The following is a 12,052-nucleotide window of genomic DNA, read 5'->3' on the forward strand; positions in this document are numbered from 1 at the left end:
TCATTACTTATATCCGTAGTGCTAAATTAATTCCTCAAAAATTAATATTGCCCCATGTAGTCACGTTTGCCGAGTTCTACACCATGATGCCTTAGGATGCCGTAAGCGGTCGCGACGTGGAAGAAAAACTGTGGTAAGCCATAGCTTAAGAGGTAGGCTGAACCGATTAAGGTCTTTTCTTTTGGCGTTCCCGGGCGCAATGTAATTTCGCGTGATTCAGCTCCTTCAAACTGGGCAGGAGTTAAATTTTCGATAAAGGCCAAAGTCTTGGCGATGCGCCCACGTAAGTCGGCGAAGCTGGCTTCATCATCGGCAAATTCTGGCAGTTCTGCACCGGCTAAACGTCCGGCTACACCTTTGGCAAAATCAGCTGCAATTTGCACTTGTCGTGTCAGCGAAAACATATCCGGGCTAAGACGTGCCTGTAAAAACACATTGGCATCGATGTTTTTTGCTGCTGCATGCTCTTCAGCTTTGCTCAAGATCACTTGCAGGCTATTTAGCATTTGCTTAAAGACAGGGATAGAGCTGGTGTACATCGCTTGATTCATAATTCTCTTTCAGTGGAAGGTAGAAGAATTATAAGAGTGTTTGCGATTTGCGTTTTTTTATGCGGGTTTTTACATAATAGTGTTAGCTGTTATTCTCACAATTTACTCGAAAATAGCTGATAAGATAGCTGAAAATAGTGCAAATTTACATAGGCTGCGCGCTTTTTGTGATGTCATATTTCAAACAATTAATCGAAATATAGAAGGACGCTTGAAATGATTTTTTTTAGATGTTGTTTATTTCTGTGCTTGATGTGTTGCGCGTTAAGCAGCAATGCCGTCGATAAAGCGCTCGTTGACGCGCAGAATACACAAAATACGCAGAGCAAAGAGAAGGAGGCCAGTCTTAGTATTTTTAATCGTGACATTCTGAGTTTCCGTGCATCCGTGCTAGGGATAGAGCCGGCTGATAGGGTCGCGCGCGCTCAACGCCGGATAAAGCAACAACTCAGTCCGAATGGCAATCACAAGGTGACGGCCTTGCCGATGCCACCAGGTATCCTGATACAAATTGATGGCGCGGGCAGTTTTTATATCGCACCAGATGACATCGATCAATTTCAACAGGAGACGCTGGAGGGAGTCGCTAAAGATGTGGTCGCAAAACTCAGTGCGGTAGTTGCGGAAACTCAGGAAAGCCGTAGCGTGGAAAATATGCTGCGTGCTGCTGCCTACGTTTTAATTGCCAGTATTATTTTCATCGTCTTGGTCTGGGGCGTACAGCGCCTACGACGCCTGATAGAAGCACGCATCTTGTCGTTCGCTAGTGCCAAATTGGATGACTTGGATTTAGTGCATGCAAAACTAATCAATCGCGAGCGTACCCTGTGGATTTTGCATCGTTTGTTTCAACTATTGTTATGGGTAATTGTTTTTTTACTGACTTACCAATGGCTCAGTTTAGTGATGTCGCAGTTTCCGTTCACCCGTCCTTGGGGCGAACATTTAAACGACTTCTTATTTAATTTGATTGCAAATATTGGCACCTCGATCCTTAAAGCGATACCGGATATATTTACTGCTCTGGTTATTTTCTTTTTGGCCAAGCTGGTCAATCAAGGACTGAGCGGCATTTTTGACAGCATACAAAACGGCGTGCTTCGCGTTTCATGGCTGGATGCCGATTTGGTTCGCCCTACGCGGCGGATCGCGACGACTGCCGTTTGGTTGTTTGCACTGGCTATGGCTTATCCATATTTACCTGGTGCCGGAACCGAGGCGTTCAAAGGTGTGTCGGTCTTGGTTGGCTTGATGATTTCTTTGGGGGCATCTAGTTTGATCGGTCAGGCGGCGAGCGGCTTGATTTTGACCTATTCACGGGTTTACCGTAAAGGTGAATTCATCCATGTGATGGAGCATGAAGGTACGATTAGTGAAATGGGGATGTTTACCACCAGAATTCGCAACGGCATGGGGGTGGAGTTGACCATACCGAATTCTCTGGTACTGGGCAATGTGACTAAAAATTATTCCCGGGTGGTGCAGGGCCAGGGTTTTGTGGTCGATACCAAGGTGACCATAGGCTACGACACACCATGGCGGCAGGTGCATGCGATGTTGATACAAGCGGCCTTACGTACTCCTGGCGTGTTAATAGAGCCGACTCCTAAAGTGTTTCAGACCGCCTTGTCGGATTTTTACCCAGAGTACTTGCTGATCTGTCAGGCCGTCCCTAGCGAGCCACGTCCCAGGGCTGAAGTGATGAATTTGCTGCATGCAAATATTCAGGATGTTTTTAATGAATATGGCGTACAGATCATGTCTCCGCATTATCTGGGTGATCCGGCGCAAGAAAAGCTAGTGGCCAAAGAGAATTGGAATCGTGCTCCTGCTGCTGCAAAATAAAATCGGGGGCTGGAAGAATACTCTTCCAGCCCCCGATTTAATGGTATTTGCGCGGACTAAAAAGCGGGAAATTGATAGCCTTCTACTTTTGCTGCTGCCAACAATTTTGCCAGATAGGCGTGGGTGGCTTTGCGACCGGCCATGTCAGTCAAAAATTCTTGCAGTCTTTCTTTGACATCGTCGTAGCTGACAGCTTCGCCGCCTTCACGCTCTGTGACTTGAATGATGTGATAACCGAACTGAGTTTCGACCAAACCAGGAGCGATCGCGCCGGGGGCGGTGCTAAACACCGCAGTCTCGAATTCAGGAACCATCTGGCCACGGCCAAACTTGCCTAAGGCACCGCCTTCTTTACCAGACGGGCAAGTGGAATGCTCGCGCGCCAGACTGGCAAAGTGACTAGGATTGGCCTGTACTTGCTCCAACACACCTTCAGCTTTTGCTTTGACTAAGCCAGCGCTGGCATCGTCATTGATCGCGAATAAAATGTGGCTAGCAGCAGCCATTTCGCCTTGTTGGAAATTGGAGGGGTTTTGATCGTAAAAGGCGCGGCATGTGGCATCGTCCGCATCTTCAAAATCAACTTCTTGATCCAACAGGGTGCCAACTGTTTCTTCATCGCTGGCAGCGCTGATGCCCAGGCGCGCTGCTTCATCGAGCATGAGCTTGCGCAAAATAAGTTCCTGGATGGCGCCATCGCGCAGCTCATCGCCCTCAGGTTGGCCGGCTGCGACCGCTTGGGCGATTTCTGTGGCGATATTGGCTTCGCTGATTTCAGTGCCGTTGACGCTAATTACCATGGGAAGTTTCCTATCTATGAATGAGGTTAGTGTGAGTGTGGGACATATTTAATTTTTACTAATTTTGCCAATTGCATGAAACAAAGTGGGTAAATCATGAAAATCTCGCATCCAATTATGGGCGAAAACGAAATTTTCAAGAGTAGGACTTACGCAAAACCACCCCGGCGTTGTTGCACTCGCCTTGCCGTACTAGCGTACTGTCTTCGGCAGTGCGCCTAGTTGGAGCGATTTTGCGTAAGTCCTAAAGAGTTCAGCGCAATTTGCCTCACTCACTTTAAGCGCTAATTTACGCCGCTTCGCGTGCGGCTTTGAGTGCCAAAGTTAATTCTGCTACCTGGGCTTTGAGTGATGTATTTTCCGCTACCAGAGAGGCCATTTTTTCATCCGCTGCACTGAGTGGTGCTGCTGGTTTTTCTTCACGTGGTTTGCTGCTTTGATTTGCCGCGCGCATTTCGCGTACTTGCTTGGCCGCTTGTTGCAATTCTTTTCTGCCACCGGCAACGGCGGCTACTTGTTGTTCGCTAGGCAGGGAGGCAACAGTGGCGGCCGCATTGATGGAGATGGTGCCGGAGCGCACCGCTGCGACTAATTCTGGGGTTGCGGTGCGCTGAATTTTTTCTATCTGGTTGATGGCGTTGCTACTGATGCCAGCGATTTTTGCCACCTCTTCGCGCGTCTGTTTAGGCGCAACTTCGACTGCCGGACTCTCGGCCGAAGCAGGCACTTCGTTCTGCTTGAGGCGGGCTGCGACGATTTCCTTTTTTCGCAAAGCCAGTACGCCGCGTTGAAAGTCGGAGACGCTACGGCGAGCCAGGTGATTATCTATCATCCAGAGCATCACATCTTCTATGCTGGTGAAGCGGGTATTTTGTACCGTTTTAAATTCTATACCGTGTTTTTGGCATATCGCATAACGGTTATGTCCGTCGATTAATACTTCGCCCCAGAGTACCAGTGCATCACGGCAACCTTCGGTCTGTATGCTGCGCTCCAAGGCCTGATACTCGTTGAACGTTAAGGGATCGATGTAAGCGCGTAGCTCTTCGTTGATGATGATAGTCATGGTTTTCTATGGTGGCTTGCGATGGCAGTGCTGATAGCTGCGAGTATACCGCTGATGCAAATTCGAGAGACGCTATCCTAACGAGGCTGGTAGGTTGATGCAAGCGCTTTACAGACGGGGCAGCGATTTTCTCAATTATTTTAGAGGCAAGCCCAGCGCGCATATCCCATGCGGGTTTCTAGCCTGCCTGGCCTGCAGCCCGCATGGGATATGCGCGCTGGGGCAGGTGCTAATATTTTTGGAAGTTCTTTTTTGGCTGGTTTAGTCAAAATACGACAAAAATCGCTGGATCGCGCTGTCAGGGATGAATATTTATCACTTATGCCATTTGCCACGGAGTAAAGCAGCGATTTGCTAGTAAACTAGAATGCATGCTCGGTATGATCTGCTGGCCGTTTTTTGCTGCTGACAGAACGGAATAGCCCAAGCTATTAAATCGATTTAAATAAAACTGTTTACACGGCTAGGCCAGAAGATTACCCCCATGCGTATTTTGCTCGCGGAAGACGATAGTGTACTTGCAGATGGTTTGACCCGTTCACTGAGGCAATCTGGTTATGCTACCGATTGTGTCAACAATGGACAAGAAGCCGATACCGCGCTGTCTACGCAAGATTTTGATTTGCTGATACTCGATCTGGGCCTGCCTAAGCTGAGCGGGCTAGAAGTTTTGCGCCGCTTGCGGGCCCGTAATTCACATTTGCCGGTGTTGATCTTGACGGCCGCCGATTCGGTTGAGCAGCGCGTCAAGGGCCTTGATTTGGGGGCCGACGATTACATGGCCAAACCTTTTGCCTTGTCCGAGTTGGAAGCGCGCGTACGAGCGCTGACACGGCGCGGTGCTGGCGGCGGTCCGGCTCTGATCACACATGGCCCGCTCACCTATGATCAGGTCGGGCGTATCGCCTACATCAACGATCAAATGCTGGATTTGTCGGCGCGCGAGCTCGGCTTACTGGAGGTTTTGCTGCAAAGAACCGGTCGCTTAGTCTCGAAGGAACAACTGGTCGATCATCTGTGCGAGTGGGGTGATGAGGTCAGTAATAATGCGATCGAAGTGTATGTGCATCGCTTAAGAAAAAAAATCGAAGTCGATGGAGTGCGTATCGCGACTGTCCGTGGTCTCGGTTATTGTCTGGAGAAAATCTTCACGCCAACGCTCACGACGACTCCGACTGCCGTGCCGCCTGCTAGCACTAATGAAACTTCATGACGAACAGCAGTCGCCTGGACGCCTCGCTTAATGGGGCGCATGCAGCATCTGCTTCCGAGTTAGGCTTGACGTCAGTTAGCGCTCACGAGCCAGACATAGATAACAGCGAGCATCCCGAAAATCAGCACGGGCAGCCGGCCGAAAAAATCCAGCGTTCGCTGTTTGGTGAGATCTTGGATTGGATGCTGGTGCCACTGCTGCTGCTGTGGCCGATGAGTATCGCCATTACCTATCTGGTCGCCAAGGCGATCGCGAATCAACCTTTTGACCGGGCACTGGAAGATAAGGTGCTAGTCTTGTCGCAACAAGTGCGGCAGGTCGACGCCAAAGTGGTGGTGCAATTATCCAGTCCCGCAAGCGATATTCTCAGGGCTGACGATCTTGATAATGTGTATTATCAAATCAAAGGCTACCAGGGCGAACTGATAGACGGCGACCGCGAACTGTCCTTGCCGGTGGATGAGGATAGACCGAATCCCGGCAATATTTTGTTTCGCAACGATAAACTGCATGGCATCGAGATCCGGGTCGCGTATAGCTATATTGACCTCAATCGCGCCAGCCCTGGCAATCCTGTGACGAGCAATTTTGAACCGCGTCTGGCGCTCATACAGGTGGGCGAAACGCTGGAAAAACGCGCCGTGCTGGCCAACGAAATCATCAAGGGTGTGATTTTGCCGCAGTTTATTATTTTGCCGGTGGCGCTGGCGCTGGTCTGGTTTGCTCTGAGCCGTGGACTGTCTCCGCTGGCAGAGTTGCAGCAACGCATACGTGCCAGAAAACCGGACGATCTCAGTCCTATCGATTCGCATCAGGTACCGGAAGAAATTACCCCGCTGGTACGCTCATTAAATGAGATGCTGGCGCGGCTCTCATTGACGATCGCGATACAGAAGCGCTTTATCGCCGACGCCGCGCATCAGATGAAGACGCCGCTGGCCGGTATGCGTATGCAATCAGAATTAGCCTTACGCCAGACCGATCAGCAAGAAATTCATCGATCCTTGCTGCAATTGTCTAAGAGTTCAGAAGCTGCTACCCGCCTCATTAATCAATTATTGAGTCTGGCACGTGCCGAAAATGCCGCTCCCGCCACCCAGCCTCTGGAATTGATCGCGCTTTCCGATCTGGCGCGCAGTACCGTGCAAGACTGGATACCCGCCTCATTTTCTAACCGTATCGATCTCGGGTTTGAACAGGCTGATGAAGCGATACAGATCTTTGGTAATGCGGTGATGCTGCGTGAACTCTTGAGTAATTTGATCGATAACGCGATCCGCTATACGCCGCAGGGGCATAGCGTGACCGTCAGAACGGCGCTCAATAAAGATCAGGCGTTGGCGATCCTGGAAGTGGAAGACAACGGCCCTGGCATACCGGAGAGCGAACGCGAACATGTGTTTGATCGTTTCTATCGCATCCTCGGTAGCAATGTTCAGGGCAGTGGCTTAGGTTTGTCGATAGTGCGTGAGATTGCCCAGCAACACTATGCGCAGATAGAGATAGTCAGTAATCCTCACAATCAAGATCCGCAATTTCCAGGATGTATTTTCAGAGTGTCGTTTCAGTTAAACCCACATGACAGTCTGATAGACGATGTGACTTAACAGTGTCATTTGCTCGCGTAATTTAGTAACGTAAATTAGTAACGTAAATTAGCAGTGTAATTTTGCAAGGTATAGACGTGAATAAAGAACCTAGTGCGTATTGGCGGCAAACACGGCGCTTGACTATGAGCCTCTTGCTCAGCTGGTTGCTATTGAGTTTCGGCATCTTGTTTTTTGCACGTGAGTTGAGTGGCTTGAGATTCTTCGGGTGGTCGTTTTCTTTTTACATGGCGGCGCAGGGTCTGACCTTGATATATGTGTTGATACTGGCGATTTTCTCCTTGAAGTCCCACCGCATCGCGGCCAGACAAAAAAATATGACGCTGCTTGCCGCCATGGAAAATCAACATGAGTGAGCGCGCATTTACCAAGCGGCTGGCGATTTATTATGGTTGGTACACCCTGCTGTTCGTCACCTTTCTCATTAGTTTGGCGGTGTTAGAAAAAGAAGGCGTACCACGTGCCTGGATAGGTTACCTGTTCATGTTCGCCACCATTATTTTGTATGCTGGTATTGGCGTGATGAGCCGCACTTCAGATATCTCGGAATATTATGTGGCGGGTCGACGCGTGCCTGCCATCTTTAATGGCATGGCGACTGCCGCCGATTGGATGTCGGCTGCCAGTTTTTTGAGCCTGGCTGGAGGCTTGTATTTACAAGGTTTTGATGGTCTGGCCTACATCATAGGCTGGACCGGCGGTTTCTGTCTGGTGGCGCTGCTGATCGCGCCCTATATACGCAAATTTGGCCAATACAGTATTCCAGATTTTTTAGGCACGCGTTTTGCTGGCCCTCACGGCAGCAATGTGGTGCGGGTACTAGCCGTGATTGCCACCGTGATTATTTCTTTTACGTATGTCGTGGCACAAATTTATGGAGTGGGCTTGATCACATCCCGGTTTACCGGTGTGGATTTTTCCGTGGGTATATTTTTAGGTCTCGCCAGTATTTTGGTCTGTTCTTTTTTGGGTGGCATGCGCGCCGTGACCTGGACTCAAGTCGCGCAATATATTGTCATCATTATCGCCTACATGATTCCGGTCACCTGGCTTTCTATCAAGCATACCCAGGTGCCGGTACCGCAAGTGGCGTATGGCGAGATAGTACCTAAGTTAGAATTTTTTGAAAAAATTTTTGCCCAGGAGCCCAAAGAGCAAGAAGTTAGACGAATATTTAAACAGCGCGCCGAGTCGTATCAAGTCCGAATTAATCAGTTGCCTGCCTCGTGGGAAACCGGGCGCTTCGAGTTACGTCAGCATTTAGATGAGCTCAAGTCGGGCAATGCTACGCTGATACAAATCAAGGCTGCCAGTAAGGCACTCGCCAATTACCCCAAGTCGCCCCAGGAGGCGCAAGCGGTTTGGCTGGAAGCGAAAAATGCTAATCTGGCGCGTGCTGAGCCGGTCGAGTCCAATTACACGCCATATGCAGCAAAAACAGCGGCAGAGTCGGATATCAAACGGAATAATTTCATGGCGCTGGTATTTTGCCTGATGGTGGGGACTGCCGCATTGCCGCATATTTTGGTGCGCTATTACACCACGCCATCGGTGAGCGAGAGTCGTGACTCGGTATTTTGGTCATTGTTTTTCATCATGCTGCTGTATATCAGTATCCCTGCATTGGCGATTTTGGTGAAGTACGATATTTATACTTCGTTGGTGGGCATGGATTTTAACAAACTGCCTTCATGGGTCACCTATTGGGCGAGTATCGATAAAAGCAATCCGCTGGTAAATATCGTCGATATTAATCATGACGGCATTGTACAACTGGCCGAAATCGCGCTCGACGCTGATATCGTGGTGTTGGCTACGCCCGAGATTGCAGGTTTGCCGTATGTGATTTCCGGTCTGGTGGCGGCCGGTGGCTTAGCCGCCGCGCTGTCGACGGCGGATGGTTTGTTGCTGACGATTTCCAATTCGCTCTCGCACGATATTTATTACAAGATGGTCGATCCCAGTGCATCGACCCAGAAGCGGGTCACCATCTCTAAATTATTATTATTGGTGGTGGCCTTGGTGGCGGCATATGTGGCGTCTCTTAAACCGGCCGATATTTTGTCACTTGTTGGTGCAGCTTTTTCCTTGGCGGCGTCCACACTTTTTCCTGCACTAGTTTTGGGCATTTTTTGGAAACGCGCCAATCAACCGGGTGCCATCGTGGGCATCATCACTGGTTTTGCGGTATGCGTGTTCTATATGCTCAGTACCCACCCCTTATTTGGTGGCAATGCGAATAATCAATGGTGGCATATAGCGGCGATCTCGGCAGGCGTGTTCGGCGTGCCTTGCGGTTTTATCACGATGTTTGCGGTGAGTTTGCTGACTCCGCCACCTGATGCCAGAACGATAGCTCTGATCGATTACCTTCGAGAACCCTAGTGTGCTGGTGCTGGATTTTTAAACTTGTAGGACTTACGCAAAGCCGCCCCAGCGGCCTTGTACTCGCCTTGTCGTACTAAAGTACTGTCTTCGGCGTTACGCCTAGCGGGAACAATTTTGAGTAAGTCCTAACTTGGCTTGCTTCTTGCTAGTAAAGTGTGAAACAACAGCGATCACACATCATGGCAAAATTCTTCAATGAAATGACGGCGGATGGCACTGGCTTCTCTGCCTTGACGGCGGCAGCGACGCGTGAACATTATCGTGAGTTCGCAAGCTGGCTCAGTGAACAAGCGCCCGAAACCATACAGCGTCAGCGTGCCGAGGCCGACATCTTGTTTCGCCGGGTCGGTATTACTTTTGCGGTGTATGGAGACGATGCCGGCACCGAGCGCCTGATCCCGTTTGATATCGTTCCGCGCATTATTCCGGCGACCGAATGGGCGCATCTGCAGGCTGGATTGGTGCAACGGGTAAAAGCCTTGAATATGTTCATTCATGATATTTATCACGATCAGAACATCATCAAGGCCGGCATTATCCCGGCCGAACAAATCTACAAGAACGCGCAATACCGGCCAGAGATGCACGGCATCTCGGTGGCGTCTGATATTTATGCGCATATCGCCGGCGTCGATATCGTGCGTGCCGGGCAAGGCGAATTCTACGTGCTGGAAGACAATCTACGTGTGCCCTCCGGGGTCTCGTATATGCTGGAAGACCGCAAGATGATGATGCGGTTGTTCCCTGAATTATTTGCCCGCAATAAAATTGCGCCGGTCGATCACTATCCCGATTTGCTACTCGATAATCTGCGTTCGGTGGCCCCGATGGGGGTAGAAAATCCTACCGTCGTGGTGATGACGCCTGGCATGTATAACTCTGCCTATTTTGAGCATGCCTTCCTGGCGCAGCAGATGGGGGTGGAGCTGGTCGAGGGTAAAGATTTATTCGTCAACGACAATGCCGTGTACATGCGCACCACGCGCGGGCCGAAGCGGGTCGATGTGATTTATCGTCGCATCGATGATGACTTTATGGATCCGCTAGCGTTTCGCGCTGATTCCAGCATCGGCGTACCAGGATTGTTGTCGGTGTATCGCGCTGGCCGGGTCACATTGACCAATGCGATCGGTACCGGGGTGGCGGACGATAAATCGATTTATCCCTTCGTGCCGGACATGATTAAATTTTATCTGTCGGAGCAAGCCATACTCAATAATGTCCCGACTTATCAATGTCGTAAGCCCGAGGATCTGGCCTACACGCTGGCGCATTTGCCAGAGTTAGTGGTGAAAGAAGTCCACGGTGCCGGTGGTTATGGCATGTTGGTCGGACCTGCTTCCAGCAAACAACAAATAGAGGATTTCCGGCAACGCCTGATCGCCAAACCAGATGCTTATATCGCCCAGCCGACCTTGGCCTTATCCGCTTGCCCTACCTATGTCGATAGCGGCATCGCACCACGTCACATCGACTTGCGTCCCTTCGTTCTGTCCGGCAAGAACATTACGATGGTACCTGGCGGCCTGACACGGGTCGCGCTGGAAGAAGGCTCGCTGGTGGTGAATTCATCACAAGGCGGCGGCACTAAAGACACTTGGATATTGGAGAATTAAGATGCTTAGTCGCACCGCAGATCATTTATTCTGGATGGCACGCTACACCGAACGTGCCGAAAATACCGCGCGTATGCTAGACGTGAATTTACAGACTTCGCTGTTGCCGCAATCGGCTGAGGATGCCGAAAAAGGCTGGCGTGCGATGCTGGGGATTTCTGAGTTACAAGCCGCCTATGACTATAAATATCCGCTGCTCAATGCCAAAGATGTACTCAATTTTATGGTGCGCGATCCTGACAATCCTTCCTCGATTGCTGCTTGCCTGACGGCGGCGCGCGAAAATGCGCGGGCTGTGCGCGGCACCCTCACCACCGAGGTGTGGGAGACCCAAAATGCAACCTGGCTGGATATGCAAAAGCGTCTGGATGGCGGCCTGCTAGAGCGCGACCCCAGTCAATTTTTTGAATGGGTCAAGTATCGCTCGCACCTGTCGCGTGGTGTCACCATAGGCACGATGTTAAAAGACGAGGCGATACATTTTATTCGCCTCGGCACTTTCTTAGAGCGCGCTGACAATACCGCGCGCATACTCGATGTGAAGTTTCATGCCGCCAAAGACAACGGACAAAGCGAAGAAATGACGCCGAGAGATTTCTATTATTGGGCGGCGCTGTTACGTTCAGTTTCGGCCTTCGAGATTTATCGTAAGGTCTATCGTGATGTGATTACGCCAGAACGGGTGGCTGAATTACTCATCTTGCGGGGCGATATGCCGCGCTCGCTGTTGGCGTGTATGGACGAAGTGGTGAGTAATTTACGCGAAGTGAGAAACGACGCTTCTGCCGATACCGAGCGTCTGGCTGGAAAACTGCAGGCCGACTTACAGTTTTCGCATATCGAAGAAGTCCTGGCGCATGGTTTGCATGACACCTTGAGCCAATTTTTAGAGCGTATTTTTGAACTTGGAAAGCGCATCAGCCGGGATTTTCTTGTGCCTATCGCGGTTTAACCGGAGCATTACTC

The 12,052-nt window shown here is 50.4% G+C and carries 10 protein-coding genes; 7 read left to right on the top strand and 3 right to left on the bottom strand.

The features are described 5' to 3' along the window. Positions 1–41 precede the first annotated feature (41 nt). Positions 42–551 carry a DUF1993 domain-containing protein gene (locus ACO0K8_RS15305; protein ID WP_422947521.1) on the bottom strand — a complete coding sequence of 170 codons (510 nt, stop codon included), beginning with the start codon at positions 549–551 and terminating at the stop codon, positions 42–44. 216 nt (positions 552–767) lie between these two features. Here ACO0K8_RS15305 and ACO0K8_RS15310 point away from each other — a divergent pair, with 216 nt between their 5' ends. Next, positions 768–2,396 carry a mechanosensitive ion channel family protein gene (locus ACO0K8_RS15310; RefSeq protein ID WP_422947522.1) on the top strand — a complete coding sequence of 543 codons (1,629 nt, stop codon included), beginning with the start codon at positions 768–770 and terminating at the stop codon, positions 2,394–2,396. A gap of 56 nt (positions 2,397–2,452) precedes the next feature. Here the strand turns inward: ACO0K8_RS15310 and ACO0K8_RS15315 are convergent, their stop codons facing one another. Both ACO0K8_RS15315 and ACO0K8_RS15320 read right to left on the bottom strand, forming a co-directional pair. Continuing rightward, positions 2,453–3,196 (bottom strand): peptidylprolyl isomerase, encoded by a 744-nt coding sequence (locus tag ACO0K8_RS15315; RefSeq protein WP_422947523.1) that lies wholly within the window; start codon positions 3,194–3,196, stop codon positions 2,453–2,455. Positions 3,197–3,485: 289 nt separating this feature from the next. Next, positions 3,486–4,262 (bottom strand): hypothetical protein, encoded by a 777-nt coding sequence (locus ACO0K8_RS15320; RefSeq protein ID WP_422947524.1) that lies wholly within the window; start codon positions 4,260–4,262, stop codon positions 3,486–3,488. Positions 4,263–4,746: 484 nt separating this feature from the next. On the opposite strand from ACO0K8_RS15320, the gene ACO0K8_RS15325 reads away from it, so the two are divergent. From ACO0K8_RS15325 to ACO0K8_RS15350, 6 genes are all read left to right on the top strand, one after another. Next, entirely contained in the window at positions 4,747–5,475 is a 729-nt protein-coding gene (locus tag ACO0K8_RS15325; protein WP_422947525.1) for a response regulator, read from the top strand. Further along, a complete protein-coding gene (locus ACO0K8_RS15330; protein ID WP_422947526.1) occupies positions 5,472–7,082 on the top strand; it encodes a sensor histidine kinase N-terminal domain-containing protein in 1,611 nt (536 codons plus the stop codon). Before ACO0K8_RS15325 ends, ACO0K8_RS15330 begins: the two co-directional genes overlap by 4 nt. Before the next feature lie 77 nt (positions 7,083–7,159). Next, positions 7,160–7,438, top strand: a complete 279-nt coding sequence (locus ACO0K8_RS15335; RefSeq protein ID WP_422947527.1) for a DUF4212 domain-containing protein — start codon at positions 7,160–7,162, stop codon at positions 7,436–7,438. Further along, a complete protein-coding gene (locus ACO0K8_RS15340; RefSeq protein ID WP_422947528.1) occupies positions 7,431–9,467 on the top strand; it encodes a sodium:solute symporter family protein in 2,037 nt (678 codons plus the stop codon). Before ACO0K8_RS15335 ends, ACO0K8_RS15340 begins: the two co-directional genes overlap by 8 nt. Positions 9,468–9,649: 182 nt before the next feature. After that, a complete protein-coding gene (locus ACO0K8_RS15345; RefSeq protein WP_422947529.1) occupies positions 9,650–11,086 on the top strand; it encodes a circularly permuted type 2 ATP-grasp protein in 1,437 nt (478 codons plus the stop codon). 1 nt (position 11,087) lies between these two features. After that, positions 11,088–12,038: an alpha-E domain-containing protein gene (locus tag ACO0K8_RS15350; protein ID WP_422947530.1), complete on the top strand. Its 951-nt coding sequence runs from the start codon at positions 11,088–11,090 to the stop codon at positions 12,036–12,038. Positions 12,039–12,052: the final 14 nt, after the last annotated feature.

Source organism: Undibacterium sp. Ren11W, from assembly GCF_049340485.1.
Lineage (GTDB): Bacteria > Pseudomonadota > Gammaproteobacteria > Burkholderiales > Burkholderiaceae_D > Undibacterium.

Coding starts and splice junctions, on each gene's coding strand:
- ACO0K8_RS15345 (WP_422947529.1), top strand. CDS start 9,650: ATGGCAAAATTCTTCAATGAAATGACGGCGGATGGCACTGGCTTCTCT.
- ACO0K8_RS15305 (WP_422947521.1), bottom strand. CDS start 551: ATGAATCAAGCGATGTACACCAGCTCTATCCCTGTCTTTAAGCAAATG.
- ACO0K8_RS15310 (WP_422947522.1), top strand. CDS start 768: ATGATTTTTTTTAGATGTTGTTTATTTCTGTGCTTGATGTGTTGCGCG.
- ACO0K8_RS15330 (WP_422947526.1), top strand. CDS start 5,472: ATGACGAACAGCAGTCGCCTGGACGCCTCGCTTAATGGGGCGCATGCA.
- ACO0K8_RS15325 (WP_422947525.1), top strand. CDS start 4,747: ATGCGTATTTTGCTCGCGGAAGACGATAGTGTACTTGCAGATGGTTTG.
- ACO0K8_RS15340 (WP_422947528.1), top strand. CDS start 7,431: ATGAGTGAGCGCGCATTTACCAAGCGGCTGGCGATTTATTATGGTTGG.
- ACO0K8_RS15350 (WP_422947530.1), top strand. CDS start 11,088: ATGCTTAGTCGCACCGCAGATCATTTATTCTGGATGGCACGCTACACC.
- ACO0K8_RS15320 (WP_422947524.1), bottom strand. CDS start 4,262: ATGACTATCATCATCAACGAAGAGCTACGCGCTTACATCGATCCCTTA.
- ACO0K8_RS15315 (WP_422947523.1), bottom strand. CDS start 3,196: ATGGTAATTAGCGTCAACGGCACTGAAATCAGCGAAGCCAATATCGCC.